20 protein-coding genes are annotated in these 22,607 nt (G+C 45.8%); 4 read left to right on the forward strand and 16 right to left on the reverse strand.

Annotated elements, in window-relative coordinates; genetic code table 11:
• Nucleotides 1-209 precede the first annotated feature (209 nt).
• The 3 genes from GC093_RS36890 to GC093_RS11705 form a co-directional block, all read right to left on the reverse strand.
• Entirely contained in the window at nucleotides 210-491 is a 282-nt protein-coding gene (locus GC093_RS36890; protein WP_376768645.1) for a helix-turn-helix domain-containing protein, read from the reverse strand.
• A 284-nt stretch (nucleotides 492-775) separates the two neighbouring features.
• Nucleotides 776-1,588, reverse strand: a complete 813-nt coding sequence (locus GC093_RS11700; protein ID WP_171652065.1) for a TrmH family RNA methyltransferase — start codon at nucleotides 1,586-1,588, stop codon at nucleotides 776-778.
• A 9-nt stretch (nucleotides 1,589-1,597) separates the two neighbouring features.
• The gene (locus GC093_RS11705; RefSeq protein WP_171652066.1) at nucleotides 1,598-2,257 is read right to left on the reverse strand and encodes a potassium channel family protein; all 660 of its coding nucleotides are present in this window, start codon (nucleotides 2,255-2,257) and stop codon (nucleotides 1,598-1,600) included.
• Between the two features lie 192 nt (nucleotides 2,258-2,449).
• On the opposite strand from GC093_RS11705, the gene sspI reads away from it, so the two are divergent.
• Nucleotides 2,450-2,671: a small acid-soluble spore protein SspI gene (gene sspI / locus GC093_RS11710; protein WP_171652067.1), complete on the forward strand. Its 222-nt coding sequence runs from the start codon at nucleotides 2,450-2,452 to the stop codon at nucleotides 2,669-2,671.
• Nucleotides 2,672-2,838: 167 nt separating this feature from the next.
• On the opposite strand, the gene GC093_RS11715 is transcribed toward sspI, so the two are convergent.
• The 11 genes from GC093_RS11715 to GC093_RS11765 all read right to left on the reverse strand — a co-directional run bounded on the left by GC093_RS11715 (nucleotide 2,839) and on the right by GC093_RS11765 (nucleotide 16,098).
• A complete protein-coding gene (locus tag GC093_RS11715; RefSeq protein WP_171652068.1) occupies nucleotides 2,839-3,945 on the reverse strand; it encodes a Gfo/Idh/MocA family protein in 1,107 nt (368 codons plus the stop codon).
• 64 nt (nucleotides 3,946-4,009) lie between these two features.
• Nucleotides 4,010-4,726 (reverse strand): ThuA domain-containing protein, encoded by a 717-nt coding sequence (locus GC093_RS11720; RefSeq protein WP_171652069.1) that lies wholly within the window; start codon nucleotides 4,724-4,726, stop codon nucleotides 4,010-4,012.
• A 13-nt stretch (nucleotides 4,727-4,739) separates the two neighbouring features.
• Complete coding sequence (locus GC093_RS11725) at nucleotides 4,740-5,906, reverse strand: Gfo/Idh/MocA family protein (protein ID WP_171652070.1); 1,167 nt, start codon at nucleotides 5,904-5,906, stop codon at nucleotides 4,740-4,742.
• A gap of 45 nt (nucleotides 5,907-5,951) precedes the next feature.
• Entirely contained in the window at nucleotides 5,952-6,980 is a 1,029-nt protein-coding gene (locus GC093_RS11730; RefSeq protein WP_312886510.1) for a LacI family DNA-binding transcriptional regulator, read from the reverse strand.
• Nucleotides 6,981-7,152: 172 nt separating this feature from the next.
• Nucleotides 7,153-8,007: a YheC/YheD family protein gene (locus GC093_RS11735; protein WP_171652071.1), complete on the reverse strand. Its 855-nt coding sequence runs from the start codon at nucleotides 8,005-8,007 to the stop codon at nucleotides 7,153-7,155.
• Nucleotides 8,008-8,348: 341 nt separating this feature from the next.
• Nucleotides 8,349-8,879 (reverse strand): CcdC protein domain-containing protein, encoded by a 531-nt coding sequence (locus tag GC093_RS11740; RefSeq protein ID WP_171652072.1) that lies wholly within the window; start codon nucleotides 8,877-8,879, stop codon nucleotides 8,349-8,351.
• A gap of 64 nt (nucleotides 8,880-8,943) precedes the next feature.
• Complete coding sequence (locus GC093_RS11745; RefSeq protein WP_376768646.1) at nucleotides 8,944-10,527, reverse strand: peptide chain release factor 3; 1,584 nt, start codon at nucleotides 10,525-10,527, stop codon at nucleotides 8,944-8,946.
• A gap of 27 nt (nucleotides 10,528-10,554) precedes the next feature.
• Nucleotides 10,555-11,622: a metallophosphoesterase family protein gene (locus tag GC093_RS11750; RefSeq protein ID WP_171652074.1), complete on the reverse strand. Its 1,068-nt coding sequence runs from the start codon at nucleotides 11,620-11,622 to the stop codon at nucleotides 10,555-10,557.
• A gap of 317 nt (nucleotides 11,623-11,939) precedes the next feature.
• Entirely contained in the window at nucleotides 11,940-13,346 is a 1,407-nt protein-coding gene (locus tag GC093_RS11755; RefSeq protein WP_171652075.1) for an RCC1 domain-containing protein, read from the reverse strand.
• Between the two features lie 72 nt (nucleotides 13,347-13,418).
• Nucleotides 13,419-15,632, reverse strand: coding sequence for an S-layer homology domain-containing protein (locus GC093_RS36365; RefSeq protein WP_171652076.1), 2,214 nt, complete (start codon nucleotides 15,630-15,632; stop codon nucleotides 13,419-13,421).
• Between the two features lie 139 nt (nucleotides 15,633-15,771).
• Nucleotides 15,772-16,098 carry a hypothetical protein gene (locus tag GC093_RS11765; protein WP_171652077.1) on the reverse strand — a complete coding sequence of 109 codons (327 nt, stop codon included), beginning with the start codon at nucleotides 16,096-16,098 and terminating at the stop codon, nucleotides 15,772-15,774.
• A gap of 648 nt (nucleotides 16,099-16,746) precedes the next feature.
• Here GC093_RS11765 and GC093_RS36630 point away from each other — a divergent pair.
• Nucleotides 16,747-18,579: a glycosyltransferase gene (locus tag GC093_RS36630; protein WP_171652078.1), complete on the forward strand. Its 1,833-nt coding sequence runs from the start codon at nucleotides 16,747-16,749 to the stop codon at nucleotides 18,577-18,579.
• A 193-nt stretch (nucleotides 18,580-18,772) separates the two neighbouring features.
• Here GC093_RS36630 and zwf read toward each other — a convergent pair whose 3' ends face one another.
• Nucleotides 18,773-20,293, reverse strand: a complete 1,521-nt coding sequence (gene zwf, locus GC093_RS11775) for a glucose-6-phosphate dehydrogenase (protein ID WP_171652107.1) — start codon at nucleotides 20,291-20,293, stop codon at nucleotides 18,773-18,775.
• A 207-nt stretch (nucleotides 20,294-20,500) separates the two neighbouring features.
• Between zwf and GC093_RS11780 the strand changes: the two genes are divergently transcribed.
• Nucleotides 20,501-20,818 (forward strand): hypothetical protein, encoded by a 318-nt coding sequence (locus GC093_RS11780; RefSeq protein WP_171652079.1) that lies wholly within the window; start codon nucleotides 20,501-20,503, stop codon nucleotides 20,816-20,818.
• Nucleotides 20,819-20,991: 173 nt separating this feature from the next.
• Here GC093_RS11780 and GC093_RS11785 read toward each other — a convergent pair whose 3' ends face one another.
• Nucleotides 20,992-21,456 (reverse strand): GNAT family N-acetyltransferase, encoded by a 465-nt coding sequence (locus GC093_RS11785; RefSeq protein WP_171652080.1) that lies wholly within the window; start codon nucleotides 21,454-21,456, stop codon nucleotides 20,992-20,994.
• Nucleotides 21,457-21,748: 292 nt separating this feature from the next.
• Between GC093_RS11785 and GC093_RS11790 the strand changes: the two genes are divergently transcribed.
• Nucleotides 21,749-22,567: a hypothetical protein gene (locus tag GC093_RS11790; protein WP_171652081.1), complete on the forward strand. Its 819-nt coding sequence runs from the start codon at nucleotides 21,749-21,751 to the stop codon at nucleotides 22,565-22,567.
• Nucleotides 22,568-22,607 lie beyond the last annotated feature (40 nt).

Below are 22,607 nucleotides of genomic sequence, written 5' to 3' on the forward strand. Positions count from 1 at the left end.
CCCCAATTTTTTGGCATAAGTCTATAATACAACATTTATTGGGTTTAGAATTCGTTAAATCTCGTTTCCTCCGCTAAACTGCCCGTTAGTTTAATAAAAAAGGACGATTCCAATTGGGCTTCGTCCTCATAATTATTATAGACACTTAAACTCAATTATCTTTGCAGTCCTCTTTTAAGTGAAGCTATCTCCAACAATTCAGTCTGATCTTAATGGTCTAGTTCATTAAAGACGCATAAAAGTTTTGATTCTAATTCAGATATAGTTCTATCTCTGAATTTTTCTTCTCCAAGAAGAAGTATCTCTAATGAACAATTAAACGATCGATATATTGAGACCACAGTCTCAATAGAAGGGCTGCACTTTCCGGACTCAATATCACTCAAGCTCCCTTGTGATATTCCTATTCTTTTAGCGAACTCGATCTGATTTAGCATATGTAACTTTCTTAACCGTTTAATATTTCCCCCGATGTCATTCACACTAATCACCTCCAAATAAAAAGTCCCGATAAATCAAGGGTTTCTTGAATATCAGGACTTGACAACGCAGTGTAAACATGTGGAATGTCTCAACATTCGTTATAGAAAATTAGCCTTTAAAAAATGAGTAAAAAATCAAATCCTGAAACTTACATTTCTCAGCTTTCTCCCCATAAAGCCTTTATCTATGGGCAGTCTAGGGCTCTTGCTTATCTTATAATTAGTCTCAAATTGAGTTATAATTAGTCTCATTTGATGTTATAACCCACAAATGTGAGTTAAATTTCGGTAGGTTACATCCGCTGCCGCATAGCCTCAAACAACACCACAGTCGCCGCCATCGCCGCATTAAGCGACTCCGCCCTGCCCTGCATCGGGATGCGGATATGCTCCGTCGTTAATGCCGACACCTGCGGCGAGACGCCCTGCCCTTCGTTGCCGATTACGAACCATACAGGCTGCCGGAAGTCGAACGCGTAGCAATCCGATTCGCCCTGCAGGCTGGTCGTTATGACGGCAACTCCTTGTGCAGCTGCTTCAGGAAGAACCAACTGCAAATCGCCTTGCGCGATAGGCAGATGAAACATAGAGCCCATCGTGGAACGCACCGTCTTAGGGTTGTACAAGTCGACGGTACCTTTGCCCAGCAGGATGCCGGTTGCTCCAACCGCATCTGCGCTGCGGATAATCGTGCCCAGATTTCCCGGGTCCTGCATCCCGTCAATGACGACTACAAGTCCTGGAGATGCTGCTGACTCTAGTAAATTTGCCGGTTCCCAATGGAGCTTGCGAAGCACAGCAAATACCGCCTGCGGTGTTAATGTATCCGTACATTTGCTCAGTACCGATTCTGTTACGGCCAAGCATTCGATCCCGAGTGCAGCTGCCTGCTCCAGCATACCGGCAGGCAGCTCATACTGTCGCTCTCCCGCGTAAACCAATGTATCTATAGCAGCTCCAGAAGTTAATGCTTCCTGCACAAGATGTACACCCTCGATGATAAACTGCCCTTGCTTTTCTCTGCCCTTCTTATCCAGCAGCTGTGTCCATCCCTTCACTCGGGGATTTTGGACGGAGGTGATGATTGAAATTTCCTGCTTTGTCATATCTATTAGCTACTCCGTAAATGTGATTTCGAAATTTTTCAAATCTTCGTTTTTACCAACAACAATTAAAATATCATTTTCCTTGATCGAATCTGCTGCATTGGGGGCTATATTAATATGAGTGCCGGTTTTAATCCCCATCACATTGCATCCATATTTGGCGCGAATATCCAATTGACTTAAGTTTTTGCCAACCATCGAGCGCGATGCCCGAATCTCAGCTATACTATGATCCTCTGAAAGCTCAATATAATCAATGATGTTAGAAGAAATTAAATGATGGGCAACCCGCTGCCCCATATCTCGCTCTGGATAAATCACTTTATCCGCACCGATCTTCTTGACTACTTTGCCGTGAAGCTCATTTTGAGCCTTAACCACAACTTTAGGTACGCCCAATTCTTTTAAAATAATGGTTGTTAAAATACTCGACTGGATATCGTCACCTATAGCTACTACAACTACGTCAAAATTACGCAATCCTAATGCGCGTAGCGCTTCCTCGTCAGTTGAGTCTGCTTGCACCACATGTGTAACAATATGGGAGACCTCTTGTGTCCGCTGCTCATTGCTGTCAATAGCAAGCACTTCAAAGCCTAGGCTATACAAAGTCTTCGCAACACTACTCCCGAAACGACCCATCCCAATAACTGCAAACTGCTTTTTCATGAACATCATCCCTTCATTACAAAAGCTTCGTTACGACTATACAACATAATTACTATTATACCACAAAATGAATCCATCATTACGCAGCATGAAGCTCCAACGTTTGGTGCATATTAGATTAAGTAGAATAGCTTCTGATTTCAGCACTTTCAATAACCATAAACCATGAGACGATAAAGCGAGGAAACTTCCATGAATTTAAACCTAAGACAGGCAATCGTTCAGCGTATTTCTGACAAAAACGATGAAGAACTAATTGGAGTAGTCGAGGATTCCATTGGAGGACAGGAGCAGGTTCTACCTGGATTGGGCGTTTTGTTTGAAATGATCTGGCAGCACAGCGGGGAAGAACTGCACACTCAAATGATCTCCTCTTTAAAAGACCATCTGGCAACGATCGAGACACCTGGTTGAGTAAAAAAGTGATGTAACCACTTCAGCCTAATCCCACATTTTTGAGGAAACGCCACAATACTTGCCATTCAAAAAAAGCCACGCAGAGTCCTAGGCAAAATCCAATTTGGATCTTCCTCGGCTTGCTGTGGCTTTTCTTACTTTCGATCAATTCCGATATACAATTATTAGTCCAAAATACCTTTAACTAAATTACCCGGCATCGGCTTCGGTTTCTCGCAGCTGCTTTGCATAATATAATGCTTGCCTTCCTTCGACGCATCATGGAATCCATGCATGGCTTCCAATATATGATACGCCAGGTCACCATTCGCTCTATTCATGCGACCATTACGAATAGCGAAAGCCATATCCAGTACGCCTAAGCCGCGGCTGTTATCCGCATAGCCATGTGTCAAAGGAATTTCGCTGAATTCCTTGGCATCGTGGCGGCGAACGCTTACAGGACCCCCGAATGTATTCGGGTCGGGAACGCTGAGTGTGCCCTCACTGCCGTATATTTCGATACGAGGCAGCTGAGACCCGCCAAAAGCATCGAAGCTTGTAATAATCGTGCCGATTGCTCCGCTATGAAAATCAAGCACACCGGCAATATGTGTTGGAGTTTCCACATTAATTTTGCTTCCGAATTTCGGTTCGCTTGTGATGGTACGTTCAGGGTAAGAAATTTTAGCCGATCCGGTAACACGTTGAATAGGTCCCAACAAAGCAACTAAAGCCGTCAAATAATAAGGTCCCATATCGAACATAGGACCACCACCGAGGGCATAATAAAACTCAGGATCCGGATGCCAGTGCTCATGTCCCTTACCAATCATGAATGCGGAAGCCGCTACCGGAGTTCCAATCCAGCCGTCTTGAATCAGCTTGATGCACGTTTGAATGCCGCCGCCCAAGAAGGTGTCAGGCGCACTTCCTACCAGCAGGCCTTTGCGTTTGGCAGCTGCCAAAATCTCCTGACCTTCCTCTCGAGTAACAGCAAGAGGCTTCTCCACATATACATGCTTGCCGGCTTCCAACGCCTGAATGCAGACACTGGAATGCGCTGCTGGAATCGTCAAATTAATCACCAAATCAATGTCCGGATCAGCCAACAGCTCTTCAACCGAATAGGCCTTGGAAATTCCATGCTCCTCTGCGCTCGCTTGTGCACGAGCCACATTCAAGTCCGCGCAAGCCACAACCTCCAAAGCTGAGGAGAAGGCTTTGCAATTCTTAAAATAAATACTGCTGATTTTACCGCAGCCGATTATACCAATTCTTACTCTCTCCATAACGACTTGTTCCTCCCGTTTATCCTACTGGTGTTATTCCTGTAAGCTCAGTCAACCTAATAAATTAGTTGCTATCACCCATACCCGAATAATTAATGTCTTTGGCGGTGCCACTAGCGACAGTCTTACCTTCAGCTGCCCACAAGAACCCACGGCGCATCATCAGCGTAACCTCTGGCATTTCCACAATGTTAGCTTTATGGCCAAGCGAGCAATAATAGACGCGTCCCGCACCCCAGCGTTTCGTCCATACTACTGGCATATCGACAGCACCATTCGTTGAGTGAGGGCCTTCTACGATAGGAAACCGGGTTGTAGCCAGCACTTCTACCGCCGGATCAATATGTAAATAATACTGCTCGCTTTTTACTGTAAAATCTTTAATTCCTGCAAGAATCGTACTGGATGATTGCTTAATATTCACCACATATTCAACACCGTCATTGCCAGGGTGCGCCACCCATTGACCGCCGGTCATAAACTGCCAATCGACATTATTTCGGAACGAATCGCACATGCCGCCATGGAGACCCGCTATACCAACACCGCTTTGTACAGCAGCGGTTACATTCTTAGCCCACTGCTTATCGATTTCACCCATCGTCCATGAAGGCACAATCAGATCAAGCCCCAATAGCTTATCTGCGTCAGCAAAAGATTCCAAGGTATCGGATACCTCAACTTCAAAGCCTTCTTCAACTAGAATACGTTCAAAAATCTCCGATACTTCCTTTGGCTCATGGCCCTGCCATCCGCCCTGCACGATCAATGCTCTTTTCATGCTGCACGCTCCCTTATACTTCGTCTATTTTGACCCAACGGCGTTCAGCAATCGAACGGTCGACGGCTTCTAATACTTCCTGACACTTAACTCCATCCACAAAATTAGGTACAGGCTGGCGATCTTCCTCCAGAGCTTGCATAAGTTCAACAACTTCATGTACAAAAGTGTGCTCGTACCCTATGGTATGACCGGCCGGCCACCAAGCATCCATGTAAGCATGAGCCGGATCAGTTGCAAGCACTCTACGGAAGCCCTGAACATCCTCAGCATCATCCGTAAAATACACCTGAAGCTCATTCATCCGCTCGAAGTCGAACTTCACACTGCCCCTACTTCCATTAATTTCAAAAGAATTCGTGCAGCGATGCCCTGGAGCGAATCGAGTCGCTTCGAAGCTCCCCAACGCGCCATTCTCAAAACGGCTCATAAACAGCGTCGCGTCATCGACCGTTACAGGCCCTTTGGGCGCATCTGCATCCTTGCTGCCTTTGGCGCTTAATCCTGTCATCGATGTCGGCAATGGACGTTCCTTGATGAACGTTTCACTCATACCGATTACCTCTGTCATGCCGCCGATCAAATAATGCGACAAGTCGATCAAATGTGCGCCCAGATCTCCATGCGAGCCTGAGCCTGCAATTTCCTTTTGAAGCCTCCATACAAGAGGGAAGCTCGGATCTACGATCCAATCCTGCAGAAACCATGCGCGGAAATGATAGATTTGACCGAGGCGCCCCTCGTCAATCAACTTCTTAGCGAGCTGCACCGCTGGTGCAAATCGGTAGTTGAACCCGACCATGTGCTTGACGCCCGCTTCCTCGGCAGCTCTCAGCATCTCCCTCGAATCGGGAAGCGTAAGCGCAAGCGGCTTCTCGCAGAACAGGTGCTTGCCTGCTTTGGCAGCAGCAAGCGCAATCTCCTTGTGCGCATCGCTTGGAGCGTTGATATCAATCAGATCGATATCATCCCGCTTCAGCAGCTCGCGCCAATCGGTTACGTACCCTTCCCAGCCGAACTGCTCAGCGGCTTGGGCCACTCCCGCTTCATCGCGGCCGCATATCAGCTTCATCACAGGACGCACTGATTTAGGGAAAAACATATGTAAATCGCGGTACGCATGGCTGTGAGCCTTACCCATAAACTTATAGCCTACCATCCCAACATTGATCTGCTTCATCCCGTTTCTCCTCCAATCAAATTGAGCTAAATAGATGAACCTTTTCTAGGCTTTGCGACAAGATTGCCGAATGATGAGCTCAGTATCCAGCTTTAGCTGAAATCCCCCCGGCTCGCCGTTTACCTGCTCCAGCAGCCGCTGCGCTGCCAAGCTGCCCATCTCATAGAACGGTACCGCCACACTAGTTAGCGGCGGGTCGGTCACTCGGGCTGCATCTGAATTATCGCAGCCGATTACAGCTACATCGCGACCGGCTTCCCAGCCTAGCTCGCGCAGCCCTTGCATCAGCCCGATCGCCATTCGATCGTTCGCTGCGAACACAGCGTCGATCTCTCTCCGCCGCTCATATACAGCCGCCGCCGCACGATACCCACTAGTGCGGCTATAATTGCCTTCATAGTACAAATGCGCCAGATTTTCCGGCTCCATTCCCGCTTCTCGCATTGCTTGGATATAGCCTTGCCGACGGTCACCACTGTTGGAAAACTGCGAAGAGCCGTTTAAAAAAGCTACCCGGCTATACCCCTTTTCCAACAAATGCTTCACAGCACTGTAGCTGCCAGCCGTATGGTCCGCGTCCACCTCATTGAACCGCTCACCTGTGAAATGCTGGTTAACCAAGCAGAACGGATGCCCGCCCTCCTCCAGCTTCTTCAGCTGCTGCCTCTCACGTGGCGTATCAGCGGCACCCAGAATAATACAAGCGTCCACCTTCTGCGAACGAAAAACATCATTGTAATCGCTCTCTTCATCCTGTGAACGGAACATCAAGAGCAGGTCGTAACCCATTTCCTTTACTTTCGCGCCAATTCCACTTAACACCTCTGAGAAATAGTAGGTCGAAAACAGATGAACCTTTGGAACATAAGGAAGCACAACGCCCAAGTTACCGCTTCTACGGCGGGCAAAGCTCTGAGCAATCGCATTGGGATGATAGTTTAAGGTCTTCGCTGCTTCCAGCACCCGTTGCTTCGTTTCTTCTTTCATCGGACCTAAGCCGTTGAATACCCTCGAAACAGTTGCTTCGGATACTCCCGCTAACTCAGCAACTTCCTTTCTGGTTACAATAGGGATGTCCTCCTTCTAGTTAAAATAACGATTTATGTACACGCGTACATTTTCTCATGGAGTGAGTATGTTGTCAATGCTCTTCTTGTAGTTTCTTAGTCGTTAGTCTCACTTTATTTACAATTCCGAAAGGCCGGCCGTCAGGGGCCAGCCGATAATCCGTTCATTTACATATCGTTCAGAATCGACCATAAGCCTTAGCGTAACGGTGAATTTTTCTAAATATGCTTTTATCCTTCAGCTTGCAAAATATATAGGGATCCGGGCAAGTGTTAACCTCCAGCACCCACGGATGCAGTTTTTCATCCAGCGCAACATCCAAGCCTATTTCTTTAATTCCACGAAATCTGGTATGCAGCTGTTGGGCTGTTTTCAAGCCAAGCGTGTTAAGCCGAGCAATGTATTTACGCTTCTCATCTCCCGACAGATATGGTGATAACAAGGTCTCAATGGGCTTGAGCTTTCCTCCATTATGAACGTTCGTGACGACTTTTTTGGGATCACCGACACGTCCGATTACACCAGTAGCTTCCCATTTTTTTTGCGGCGTTTGCTGCACCATAACACGGATATCAAAACGACGGTTGCGGTATTTGGTCAAATTGATGCCCTTTTGTACTAAGTAGAGTCTATTCTTTGTACGTTTAATAATTGAATTGTACAGCTCCTCAAAATTGGTAAAGCTCCGGATATCCAGCCCATTTTGATAGCGGAAGCTCTCTCCGTCTCCCTCTGAACCTATAGAAGTCATTTCCACTCTCATAACACCATTCCCGTAGGTCCCTTTATCCGGCTTAATATATACCATTTTATATTTTCCTAGCAGCTCGCGAAGCGATGACCTCGTCAATTTCATCGTATCCGGAATATACATTCTCATCTCAGGCTTTTTTAATAACACTTTTGTTTTTTTCCATTTGCTTAGGACGTAGCCTTGAGCTCTGCCTATTCCTTTACCTAGGAATTTACCTAAGACCTTTCCCTTAACCTTGCCCTTGCTCTTGATAAAGGCCTTGCCCTTGATTCTGCGCATAATATCCACCTTTCTCTAATTACTTAACTCCGTCACATGATGAAGAATCAGCCCCTGTCTAGCTGCCACATCCATTTCTGTAAACGCCGTTATTTACTCAGGTGCAAGGATCCAGATTCACTGTAGACCCCTGCCTTTGCGAAAATCTAACCAACTTATTGTATGCGGTACAAATGTTCCTGGTCAGAGGCTAATGCCTAATTTAAATATGCCCCTATAAAAGCTTAAAAGCTGTAACCCACTAAAAAAACAAAAAATCGGCCTAATCGCAAACCGCTGCGAATTAGTACCGATTTTTCAATGTCGAGTAAGTAGGAAATCCAAGCTTTGGACTGAATATCTTATGCTGATTTTGTATCCAGGTCCAGCTGTTTTTCCTTGCGAAGCAAATGAATAAAATAACGCAGATAGTAAGCAATCAGCACGAAGAAAATACCTACCGTCAAGGGATCCTTAGTAAAATCCTGCATAGAATTAGCCGCAGCAGCCTGAGCCGCCGGATCTTGCAAATAAACCCCAATTAACCTGTATCCGATCCTGCTCATGAATAAAACAAGCACCGTAACCTCTATTCCAATATGGGTGCAATAATACCAGCCATCCTGCCTTTTTTCGAAACGAAGATGCTTAACAGCATAATAGCTCAGCAGTAATCCGCCAGCCATACCAACCGCATCAGCGACAAAATTGATAGGATGCATCATCCCCAAATAGAGGAATACACAGCCCAGCACTCCAAACAATACAGAACGGAAGATTAGACGGGATCGGGTCAATTTTTGAAAACCAACCGAACGCTTAAACCTTCGATACAACATAAAAGCGATCAGCACCGTGAAGCCCGCTGTTATTGCAATATGCCGAACATCCATGGGTTCCCCTCCTAAGGACGAAACTACCTTCATATGAAGTTAACCAAGCGTTGCCTAAAACAACTCAGGGCGCGTTTTCCAAGAACTTCGCGGTCGGGTTTTTCTCCATCGCTGAGCGCATCGCATACTCACTTTCGAATAGCACTACAAAGTTGTCATCCTTATCCTTCACAAGCTGCGAATTAATACGGAATTTACCTGGATCAATTTTATCTTTATCATCTATCAACCAACGGGCAAACTGGAAGTTAGTCCGCTGCAGCATTACATCTACACCATATTCGCCCTTCATCCGGTACTCAAATACTTCAAACTGAAGCTGACCGACGACACCAAGAATCATATCCTCAAAACCAACTGTTTTGAACACCTGAATAGTGCCTTCCTCCGTTAGTTGGTCAACGCCTTTTTGGAACTGCTTATGCCTTAGAGCATTTTTCACAGTAACCTTGGAGAATAGCTCTGGTGAAAAGGTCGGCAGCTCGTCGAATTGCACATTTCCCGCTTGGGATAATGAATCACCGAGACGGAATATGCCTGGGTCAAACAACCCGATAATATCGCCTGGATATGCTTCCTCGACAATATCGCGGTCCTGCGCAAGGAATTGTTGTGGCTGGGCCAGCTTAATATCCTTGCCTACACGTACATGCTTGACAGACATTCCACGCTCGAATTTGCCTGAGCAAATACGTAAGAACGCGATTCGGTCACGGTGAGCAGGGTTCATGTTGGCTTGAATCTTAAAGACATAACCCGTAAATTTCTCGCTAAGAGGATCGATATCGCCCTCATTGCTCCGCCGCGGGGTTGGTGTCGGTGCTAGCTTCAAGAAGTTCTCCAGAAACGTCTGCACACCGAAATTGTTGATCGCACTGCCAAAGAATACAGGAGTCAGCTCACCTGAGCGCACTTTTTCAAAATCAAACTCATCTCCCGCAACATCAAGAAGCTCTAAATCCTGAACTAACTGATCGTAGAAAAATTCGCCTGCAATTCCTTTAACGATATCATCCTCGTAGCCGCTCACCTTTTGCACTTGAATTTCCTTGTGATCGTCACCTTGGAACAGCTCCACTTGTGTTTGCATCCGGTCATATACGCCACGGAACTGCTTACCTGAGCCGATGGGCCAGTTCATAGGATAAGAGCGAATGCCCAGTACCTGCTCTAGCTCCTCCAGTAAATCAAATGGATTTTGACCTTCACGGTCGAGCTTATTAATGAAAGTAAAAATCGGAATTCCCCGTCTGCGGCATACCTGGAACAGCTTCTTGGTCTGCGCCTCTACCCCTTTGGCTGAATCGATCAGCATCACTGCGCTATCCGCGGCAGTCAAGGTCCGGTAGGTGTCCTCAGAAAAGTCTTGGTGACCTGGGGTATCCAGAATATTTACCCGATGCCCTTCGTAATCAAACTGCATAACGCTTGAAGTTACCGAGATCCCTCTCTGCTTCTCGATTTCCATCCAGTCCGAAGTGGCGTGCTTGCTAGCCTTCCGGCCTTTGACCGTACCTGCAAGGCGAATTGCGCCTCCAAACAACAGCAGCTTCTCGGTCAGAGTTGTTTTCCCTGCATCGGGGTGGGAAATGATTGCGAAGGTACGGCGTTTAAGTACCTCTTCTTGCATCTTTTGTTGTGTATCCATACTCATTTGATTGACTTTCCTTCCTTATCAATAAGTTAGCTTAATATTCCAATCCGCTTCTTTTAACCAACTGCGATTACTGAATTCGCGTCCCCGCACTAATACATGATCATTGAACACCTGTACGTACAGGCCCTGCGACTTATCCTTAGTAGCATCGCTCTGAAAGTTACGGCCAAGCACCCGACCCACCGATGAGTTATGGAAATAGTGGAATGTTTCCTTCACATAATGCTCGGTGCCGTTCTGAAAATCCTGATGCCGATGACCACAAAAGACAAACACATTTTTATAATGCTTCAGCAGCTCGCGGAACTTCTTCGCCCTTATCAACTGGTGTGTACCGCCATCGGAACCAATTGGAGGCAACGGCTGATGAGTCATAACAAACATCGGTTTGCCGTTATATTTGGCCAGCTGCTCCTTAAACCAATCCATTTGCTCATCAGAATACCACGCGCCTTCTAAAACCTCTGGTTTTTCTTGTACATAGGCTTCCTGAGAAAGCATAATAAGCGGGAATCCTTTGGTTACGGCAGTTTGATACGTCTTATCCACCTTGAAAAACTTCTGAAAACGTTCGCGAGCTTGCCAATCGGTCTTTCCATTAGGAACGGTATCCTTGTTGAAGGCTCCCTTCTTATCGATCCAAATATCATAATAATCGTGATTGCCCATGTTAGCATATAACGGAGGCAGCTTGTAGGCAGATAACAGCTTTTTGAGCTCTGCGTAACCGTCATCTCCACCATAGTCCGTTAAATCGCCTGTTAGCACAATCGCATCAATAGGGGATTCAAACTTCTTTATATCCTCCAGCGCTTCCTTCATATGCTTGATTGTATTCGGATCATAGACCGAAATATGAAGATCGCTTAGCAGCATAAACGAAAATAGTGGAGATTTGTCATCCACAGTCGTTGCTTTATTCGCAGGTGGCTCCTGTTGAGGTAACGCTGCCTCCGGATCGGACTTAGCTTTAACTACATTTTGCGATTCAATGGACCTTTGAAGCAATTTTACTAAACCTGTTGTCGCTGCACTAATCATAACGATCAAACCGAGCATCCATCGGATAAAAGCCCGTCTGGACATAAAAAAATAACCCCCTACGCTCTTGGATCTCTGTTTATGGTCGAAACTGGTTGTGACACATTCTCTTTATTATATCCTGTTACGCCCTCGACTGCATCTTTTTTACATGGTCTATTTTTGAGGGCACACAGAAATCTATGAAAAAGGTAATACATTTGGTTTAGGTGCAATTTTCTACTAACTCCACCTGCTGATGCTCCAGCATTGCTATCGCATTATCTAGCAGTTGCATAAAAAAACCGCAACCTTCCACTAAGGGAAAATTACGATTTTTTTTGGCATTATGTACACTCATTATCAAAAATACTTAAACACAACTATTGATTGTTCAATTCCGTCAATGGTTGGGGCTTCCACTCTACCGCGGCAGAGCCTTTTCTAAGCTGACCAAAGACATCAGACCCCCAAGCGAAGAACTCTCCAGTCGTTCCTACGGCCCCTATTGCATAAAAACCAGCAGAAATTTGGTTCGCTTTGAAGCCACCCGTTATATTCATCGGTTGATTCTGGTTTTTATTCTCTTGATTTCCGAGCTGCCAATAATTATTCGCTCCCCAAGCGAGCACATTGCCATCTTTTTTTATAGCTAGACTGAACCCATTACCCGCAGACAATGCTGTTACATCAACTAAATCTTTTATTTGTACGGGGATGCTTCTTTGTATATTGGTTTTGTCCCCAAGCTCACCTAATTCATTATGTCCCCAAGCCAACACTCTACCATTTTCCGTTAACGCTAATGAGTGGCTGTATCCTGCCGATACTGCTTTAATAGTATAGCCAACATTAATCTGGACGGGCTGATTACGTGATGTTGATGTTCCATCCCCTATCTGGCCATTTTCATTCGCTCCCCAGGACCATACAGTACCATCACGCTTAAGTGCTAGGTTGTGCCAGCCTGCCGAAGAAATTGCTACAATATCATGTAACCCGTTAACTTGAATTGGAGTGCTTCGATGGGCTTTGAATCCATCACCCAGTTCACCAAAGAAATTGGTCCCCCATGACCATACGGTACCGTCTTTTCCGAGAGCTAATGTATGGGTTGCACCGGCAGACACTCCAACTATATTGCTTAATGCAGCAACTCGAACAGGCGTTTCGCTTGATACAGTAGTACCGTTACCTAGCTGTCCATAACGGTTATCCCCCCACACCCAAACCTCGCCTTTTTCTGTTAGGATAACAGAATGTCCGCCTACAGCGCCTGCAATAGCCTTATCCATTCCAGAAATGCGTTTTGGCAAGCTTTTGGACTTTCCGATTGAATGTCCCCATTGCCACACCGCTCCTTCATCATCAATAGCAAGGCTATGGTCATACCCCATAATAATTTGTTTATGTACTGTCTGAGGGACAACAGGGATCACTTCAATTATTCCATAGGTTGCATAGGTGACACTCGTGACCGAAGACGTAACTGCTGGAGGCGATACGGGTGCAGGCTTTACGATCTTATCACCATAAGTCGCTGCACTAACAGGAACAGTTACTTCAGAATTAGCTTTTGGGTTGTAAACATTCTGAGCAACACTAACTAAACTGCTTGACCCTATGACCGAATTATTTATGGCTTCTTGTTTCACAGATGCATTACTCAAATGATCCGATGCTTCCAGAGCCTGAGTCTCAGCTGAAAGTAAACCCATGTTCGAGTAAAGTGAGAGCATAAGAATGCAAGCTAAAACTCCGACCTTGACTGCCGATCGTTTATTATACAACAATAATTTCGCCCTCCATAGAAACTCGACATAACAAGCTTTTGCCGGTTTTGTTATTCTTGAAAATCAGGTTTAGTTAAGTTTAATTAGCAACATCGAAGCACCTACAGCAGGTGCCGGTGTTAATGTAAGACCAGTCATTGAATTATTTCGTAGCGTTACAACATCCCCTGCGTTCAAGAGCACAATGGCTGTATTTTTAACTTGGCTATCATTTGACAACACCGAGATTCGTGTACTGTCATTGACCATTCCATTAACAAATACGGCTACTTGTGCTCCCGCTCCTGAAGTTACAGACACCTGATAGCTTATTTCGTAAAGGCCGTTGGAGGAAACAATGATGGTGGAAGTCCCTCCTGTATGACTAGTCCCACCAATCATTAAGTTATTCGAAAATGGAACATCAGATCCGCCTATTATGTTTGAATTCCAAGGTTCAGCCAAATGATAGGTATAAATTCCTGTAGAAATACTTGCAGTGCCTGTTGCTCCTGCTGGTCCTGCTGGTCCTTGTGGTCCTTGTGGTCCTGTATTTCCTTGTGCACCTATTCCTTGTGGACCTGTCGCTCCAACATTCCCTGTTGCTCCTGTTGCTCCTTGTAGACCCGTTGCTCCTGTTATTCCTTGTATTCCTTGTACTCCTTGTGGACCAGTCGCCCCCGTTGCTCCCGTTACTCCGGTCGCTCCTGTCGCCCCCGTTACTCCTGTTGCTCCTGTTATTCCTTGTATTCCCTGTATTCCTTGTGGACCAGTCGCTCCTGTTACTCCCGTTAATCCGTTTGCACCTGTCGCTCCCGTTACCCCGGTTGCTCCTATTGCACCTGTCGCTCCTGTTACCCCAGTTGCTCCCGTTACTCCGTTTGCACCTGTCGCTCCTGTTACCCCGGTTGCTCCTATTGCTCCAGTCGCTCCTGTTACCCCGGTTGCTCCTATTGCACCTGTCGCTCCTGTTACCCCGGTTGCTCCTTGTGCACCTGTTGCTCCTGTTACCCCAGTTGCTCCTATTGCACCTGTCGCTCCTGTTACCCCGGTTGCTCCTATTGCACCTGTCGCTCCTGTTACCCCAGTTGCTCCTATTGCACCTGTCGCTCCCGTTACTCCTGTTGCACCTATTGCACCAGTTGCACCTGTTGCACCTACGTTTCCTTGTGCACCAGTCGCCCCCGTTGCCCCAGTAGCACCCTGTGGCCCTACTGCTCCATCGCTACCGATTGGTCCACGACCACCTGAGGAGCCTGGGTCACCTTTAGCACCTTGATCGCCTTTTTCACCTTTTTCTCCCTGCGGTCCTTGCGGTCCTACAACACCTTGAGGTCCTTGAGGTCCTATTGCTCCTGTTTCTCCTTTAATTGGTGATGTAGGCGTAGACGGCGTTGCAGGCGCTTGAGCGTTTCCTGGCAATTCAATTAAATAGGCTTTGCCTTCTTTATGTACAATGGATACAAGCTGACCCACAGCTAACGCGCTGAAGCTATACTGCTGCGCTGAATTTTTATCAAAATATTGAATTTCCGAAGCTAATGCGAATTTTTCAGACTTTCCTGCAATAGTAACGGTTATAGAATTAGAAGTTAGATCCGACACGACTCCATTAGTAACCGCATTTGCCGATACCGCGACATCGCCCGTTTTCGACAAATAAGGAAGAGAATTGCTAAATAATGCAGCCATCTGAGCCCGAGTTACTGAATCCTTAGGTTTAAAACGGTTCTCCCCTACACCTTCAACAATTTTCAAGCTAACTGCCGCATTCACAAATCCGCGTAAAGAGGAATTAACATCACTTGCATCACTGAAAGAAACAGCTGACCCAGCTAACCGTTCCGCATCCGACTGATGTCCAATAGCGCGAATAATTAATTTCGTAGCCCATTCACGAGAAGCTGTCTCTTGTCCCCACGACTTTCCGCCTGAGTTTGTTTCTTCAGCTGCAATCAACAAGCCTTTTTTCAACGCCAACGATACGAAAGGTTTTGCCCAGTTATCTGCCCCCAATACAGGATTAGCTGAAGCTTCTGCAGCCACTTCGCCCTCTAATCCCATCAAACGAATGGCCATAAGAACCGATTCCTGATGAGTTACATTACTTTGCGGATTAAACATTCCTACATTATCGCCGACAATAATATCCATCAATGCCAGCTTTGTCATATACTTTTGTGCCCAAGGCGCGGAGTCAATATCCTTGAATGTCGTAGCAGCTGCCGAAACGATTTGAGTTGTTGGTGTAATAGCAGATACAAGAGCTATACCAAGCGATAATTTTTGCATTTTGTTTTTCATTAATGATAACCTCCACTAATTTTAACTACGATTTCCATTCGTCGCTCGTCTTGTTAAATTTTACGAGCGTATTTTTATTTTCCTACGCCTTATTCCCATACAATAAATACGGAACTCCCTGGTCGAAATCAAAAGACAATCAGCTCTGGCCCCCCGCTTCCAGCGATTCTGTGTTTCCTACTTCAAGCCAGCCACCATTTTCATACTTCAAGACCATAAGCTTGTAGGTATACGAGCCCATTTGCCATATAAATTTCCTAACCATGTAAGCCACATAAGGAATGTCCTGATTGATTTGAAAACCTAGCAAGTTTGCTTCACCAAGGGTAAACCCACGAATGTCTACAGGTTCCCAGTCCGCTTGCGGAGCAGCGTTTCCGGTTCCCGTTCCTGCCGGGAATAATCCGGATAAAAGCAGAACTGCCGCAAGGAAAAACGAAATGATCTGCTTCATTCGTAATTTCATTTTTTATTTCCTCCTCAATTACTCACTAGATGGGATGAACCGAAACATATTGAATTCCCACCTATCGTTCTATATTCATACTATCAAACCGTTCTCTCAAAATTCTCACAAAACCACGAATTTTGTTGAATATCCCAAGTTCACTTGTAATCCCCACACTATCAGCGATGCGCTCACCCCAAAATAAACAAAAAAAAGGCATCTCTGCCGTTTTCGCAAGGTATTGGTAGTGGGGCCTAGAACGAAGGCTGAATCTTAGTAAAATGTCTGACGAGGCTTGCTCAAAGAGGTAGATCCCAGCGGTAGATTCAGACGCCGCACCTCCCAAAATGTATAATAATTTTAATACCCTACTTGTTCAAACAATCAATGATTCGAATTTATAATATTCAATTACCCTCCTTCTACACTCATCTCTTTAAAACTCTCAATTCCCTTGGTAGACTAACCTCTTAAGTACAAAAAACTAGCTAATATCTCTATAAAACAGTAACATATAACTAAATTTCAAAAAGTCAAGTTTCGACTAAATTTTCGCTTGCACTCCAAAAACCGTCATTTTAAATGACAATTTTCAGAACTTTTCCTGTAATATGGTGGGCATACAATTAGAAACCCTGTTCACTTAATAACTTGGAGCGTGAATATATGACAATGGACATCGTATTTCTGACGCATGACATGCAAGACCTGAGGGAATCTGTCTCCAATTTAAGACTCTCAACAGAAGAGCCCTTTAATTTGATAGTCGTAGCCGAAGAAAACACTCGTGAATTAGCAGACTGGCATCAACAAAACAAACAAGCTCGTCTCCTTATTGGCAGAAAAGGACAAAGTGTAGCAGCCGGCTATAATCTAGGCGCTTCCGCCTCCTCATCACCCTTGATCGTCTTTATGCGTGATTTCATGTACGTTACCGACGGCTGGCTTGCACGGCTGCGCGATTGCCTGCTCCGCCATGAACGTGCGGCTGCAGCGGCTCCTCTAAGCAGTGGCGTTAGTGGAGCGCAGAATATCCCTGTCAGCAATGGACACGGAGGAAACTTCAATTATCTCGCCAACGGCCTGGCATCCGCATTTGATGGGCAGAGCATACAAGTAAACCGTCTTCTGGGCCAATTCCTGATGATGCGCAAGAGCGCATTCGATCAGCTTGGAGAATTTGACGAACGTTTCGAGCAGGAAGGCTATGAAGATGATGACTTCTGCTATCGCGCCTTACTAGACGGATATGAACTGCATATTGCCAAGGATTGCTATGTACGGTATGAACGCCAATTGAAGCCAAATTCGAAAGAATCACTATTGTATATGAATCAATTAGCCAGCAATCGGGACAAAGCCTTTGAAAAATGGGGATTTGACCTTTCTGCCGCGCTTCTCAATTGGAGACAACCTATTACAATCAGTTTGTGCATGATCGTGAAGAACGAGGAGCAGGTTCTGGAGCGCTGTTTGTCCAGCGTGAAGGGGATTGTCGACGAGATCATCCTAGTAGATACCGGATCGAATGACAGGACCAAAGAAATAGCTAAGCAATTTACGGATCGCATCTTTGATTTTGAATGGATTAATGACTTCGCCGAAGCCAGAAATTTTGCATTCCAGCAAGCAACACAAGAATACATCTTATGGCTGGATGCCGATGACATTCTACTTGAAGAGGATGCTAATAAATTACTGAAATTAAAGAATAGTCTTCCTTCAGATACGGATGCCGTTTCCATGATCTATAATCTGGCATTCGATGAGCATGGGAACGTAACCTCCAGTCTCAGAAGAAATCGGTTGGTAAAGAGGGCAAACAACTTCAAATGGATTGGTGCTGTACATGAGTACCTTGAGGTTTATGGAAATACTCATTATGCTGAAATTTGCATTACACATGACCGCAAGCATACTCAATCCTCCCGTAATCTTCACATTTACGAAAATAAGGAAGCTGAGGGCTTGTCTTTCTCTTCACGCGACTTCTATTATTATGCCAATGAGCTGTTAGATCATGGACTGTGGGAGCGGGCTTTGAATCAATATGAACGTTTTCTGGAACGTGGAGACGGTTGGATCGAGGATGTTATTTCCTCTTATGGCAAGGCTGGGGATTGTCTGCATAATCTAGGGAGAACGTTCGAAGCCAAAGTAAAGGTTCTGCAAGCCTTCGCTCACACATTACCTAGAGCAGAGAGCTGCTGCCGGCTTGGTTATTATCATATGGAAGAATCCAACTATGAAGCTGCTGTCTACTGGTACAAGACGGCTGCTGCTCTAGAAAAACCTCAGCATACACAGGCTTTATTGAATCACGCTTGCTGGTCCTGGCTCCCCCATCTCCAGCTCTGCGTCTGCTATAACAAGCTCGGACTCAATGAGCTTGCGAATGAGCATAACGAATTGGCAGCGGCCTATATCCCTGATGACAAACGCATCTTGTCCAATCGCAGCTATTTTCAAAGTCAGAATCGGACGCCTATTAATTCATAGACGGCCTGTCTATCCAATCAAGCTGAACTTCAATACATATCTCCGTCCTCACCAAATAACAACAAAACCTCCTATCCCATTGAAGTGGAATTGGAGGTTTTGTTGTTATTTATATTCTGCTACCGGTTACAGTCTCTATTAGCCGCACAATTAGACCCCGGCAGGCGCAGTTCTATCTCCACCAGCTAGGCTACTAACGTTGGATGAATTCCCATGCTACTTCGCCCTCGTCTTGCCCATTAACAGGCCACCAACGGAAGCCGTCTTCTTCAAGCAGCTTGTAGCTCTCTTCTGGCCCCCAGGTACCCGCTGGGTATGGACGCAAATTATCCGAGTTCTCGCGCCAAGCAGCCGCAATTTTATCCACGTACTGCCAAGCTAAAGCTACCTCATCCCACCGAGTGAAGTAAGTGGAATCACCGCGGGCCGCATCATGCAGCAGACGCTCATACGCTTCTGGTGTGTTCAAGCCAACCTGACAGCTTTGGCAGAAATCCATCGCCACAGGTACGATTGTTCCTTCGGAACCCGGCTGCTTGGCATTCATTTTGAAGTAAATGCCCTCCATCGGGTTAACTCGGAATACCAGAAGGTTTGGTTCCAGCTTATGCTTCTTGGAGAGGTACACGTTGTTTGGTACATTTTTAAACTCAACTACAACTTCCGTTGTCTTTACTGGAAGCCTTTTTCCAGTACGAATGTAGAAAGGAACTCCCGCCCAGCGGAAATTATCTACGAATACACGAGCTGAGAAATACGTCTCTGTCGTTGATTCTGGATTAACCTTATCCTCTTGGCGATAGCCTGGGACATGCTTACCTTTCATATTCCCTGCTGCGTATTGGCCTCGAACCGTATTGGCACGTACCTCTTCAGCGGATTGGAAGCCGCGCAGCGAGCGGAATACTTTAACCTTCTCATCTCGGATATCCTCTGGGGATAGACGACTCGGCGGTTCCATAGCCATCATCGCCAGCATTTGCAGCATATGATTCTGGCCCATGTCACGGAGCGCACCTGAATGATCGTAATAACCGCCGCGGTCCTCTACACCTACAGTTTCGCTAAGTGTAATTTGAATATTGGAAATGTACTTGTTATTCCACAGCGGCTCGAAGATCGCATTCGCAAATCGCAGTACATTGATGTTTTGCACCATTTCTTTACCTAAGTAATGGTCGATGCGATAAACATCCTTTTCATCAAACACTTGACGGATTTCCGCGTTCAGCTTTTCAGCCGATGGCAAGTCATAGCCAAAAGGCTTTTCAATAACAAGACGGGCCCAACCCTGTGTTTCAAGTAAGCCGCCTTCTTTTAAATTATGCGAAACATTACCGAACAACTCAGGCGCAAGCGCTAAGTAAAACAGACGGTTGCCGCCCACCTCAAACTTGGCATCCAAACGATCGGTTACCTTACTCAGCTCCTTGAAGCCTTCAACGTCATTGATATCAAGCGACATATACTCGAAATGCTCCGCGAACGATTCCCATTGTTCGTCCTTCGTCACATTGTAACGCGCGAATTCCTTGATCGAATCCAGAACGTCCTGTCTGAACTGCTCGTTCGTGCGTGACCGCCGCGCTAATCCGACTACAGCAAAACGGTCTCCTAGCTTACGTTCACGATACAAGCTGTAAATCGCGGGGTATAGCTTGCGGCGAGCCAAGTCTCCCGTTGCCCCGAAAAGCAAAAATACGGTATTGGTCATTATTTTCATCATTCTTTCATTATGTATTTTTAAATCCTTGTCATCTACTATACCAAACAAGTTAAGCATAGCGAAATTAGTCGTCGGATTCAATGCTATTCCCTATAAAATGTTCTTATAAATAGTCACCCGTCTCCTAGGCAATTGTCCAATCGCCCGATTCCATGATGCATACTCTATAAGTATAAGGGCCTGGAGGTGAGAAAAATGAGGCACATACATCCAATTAACGAGGAAAACTGCAAGGAGCATTACGGCAAGCCCGTACTTATTATTTTGAGGAATGGCGGAGAGGTCGTAGGTATTTTAACTAAATTCGGGAATGGGCAAATTATTCTTAACGGTGATGATACCGCAGTTGTCACAAACAGAGGCAAATCTGCTAAGAAATCATCAGTCAAAGGCAATAAAAATAAAAATAAGGCCAAGGTTTCCTTCTCCCCTTTCCCGAATACTTCAAACCCTTTCGGTGGAGCTTTGGTTCTGGATTTGGCATTTGTTGCACTGCTCTTCGCGTTTATTTAGACGGAAACTTCACAAACCAGTCGAGCTCGCCTTTGTGCAAGCCGTCAAAGACAAGGAGACAAGGCTATTGAGCCCTGTCTCCCAGTAAGTATTAATATTTGATCAACAAAAAAGAGACATCCCTCTAAAGAAGAGCGCCTCCGTTCGAAAGGTCAGCTTTTTGAAATCAGCGATTACATAGTTTGAAAATGATGCTGCTGCAGCCGCTTAATTAATAAGTAGCATTTTATTGTGGCATCGTAATGTGTTGGTTCATAATGCTTCGAGGCGTAGAACTGTTGAGCCGACCGGTTTGCTTCATCCACCCAAAGACACACCTCATTGTAGCCAGATTGCTGGGCGACACGTTCCGCATGCTCCAAGAGTCTGGAACCAAGCCCTTTTCCTTGAGAGCGAGGGTGCACCGCCAGCATGTCGACGAACATAGTGTGTTTCTCAAACTTTAGGGAAACAAACCCGGAGGGTGCGCGTCCCCCGTTCATAGCAATAAACGTAGTGCAGCGGCGAAGCCTAGCACGGACAGATGCCAAATCCACCCGCACATTCGGCTGTGTTTTACGCGCAAAGGGAACTAGCAGCAAAACAACCAAATTCCAAATTGCTTTATCATCCTGCTTGGGGATGCGTTTGCGAATCAATTGAAATCGCCTCCATGGATAAAGATGTACTCTATCCTATGAAGCCGAGGAAAGCTATGCTATTACTTCAAATATTTTTTACCCACAAATGCCAAAAACAATACGCAAACAACAACAACAAGAATAATAACCACCGTTTGTACCCAATCCATGTTTAAAGCTCCTTTGAATGAGTTAATTAGTCATCATACAGGAAACTAATATTTGATGTCAAGAAGCAATTTACGGAAATCAACTAACTGTTGTATAATTAAGGAAAATGTACTCTTTTTAAGAACATGAGGTGCAGGCTATGGTTAATATTGTGACGCAAGTATCGCGAACCTATCGGACTCAAGCGCTTTGGAATGCTACCGAGGATGCTTGGAAGCGGGCGTTTAAACAACCCGGCTCTTTATCATCCAGAGTCCCTGGCACCGCCACCCCCTACAAGGAAGGGAATAGTTACATTCGTTTTGCGCTTTCCACAGCTCGCAGCGTCTCTACCGTAATAACAGCAGCTCATCAGCTGAAGCAGACGAATGACAAGCTGATCTCCAGCTCCTCCTCATCTTCGGCAAAGCATGTTACGCCTTCGGAAGAATTCGGCTTGGAGCAAACCAGCCCATCCGCTGACTTAGATGTGGGTCTTCCCGAACCTGGCACACCTAACAACAGCACAGAAATCCAATCCCTCAAACATGAGGTCCAAGAGCTGGTAGACCATTATAACGGACTTCATGCAGCCATTTACGATACAACACCGCCACTAAAGAATGGCACAGCCGATCCTTTGATGAGCAAGCTTGCTGATATTTCATTAAAGGATCTTGGGATTCAGCCAAATACCGATGGTACACTGACGCTCGACACCGATGCTTTCGAAGAGCAAGCGACCGGGAACTTCAATCGGTATCAGCTTAATCTGCGTGGACCGGACGGCCTCGCCCATGCACTGACAAATGCTGCACAGCATCTTCTCACTCAGCCTTCCGAGCAGCTGCTTGATAAGCAGCAAGGCTTATTCCAAGCCTTTACCAACTATAGATTTCAAGCCTGGGGTGGCAATTCAATCCGAACCTACTTGCCAGTTCCCCTGACAGGCATGCTGCTGAACAGCTACTTAGGCTGAATTATCGTCGCACTTAAAAAGACGCCCCGTTTCGTTTAAC

Source organism: Paenibacillus foliorum (genome assembly GCF_013141765.1).
Lineage (GTDB): Bacteria > Bacillota > Bacilli > Paenibacillales > NBRC-103111 > Paenibacillus_S > Paenibacillus_S foliorum.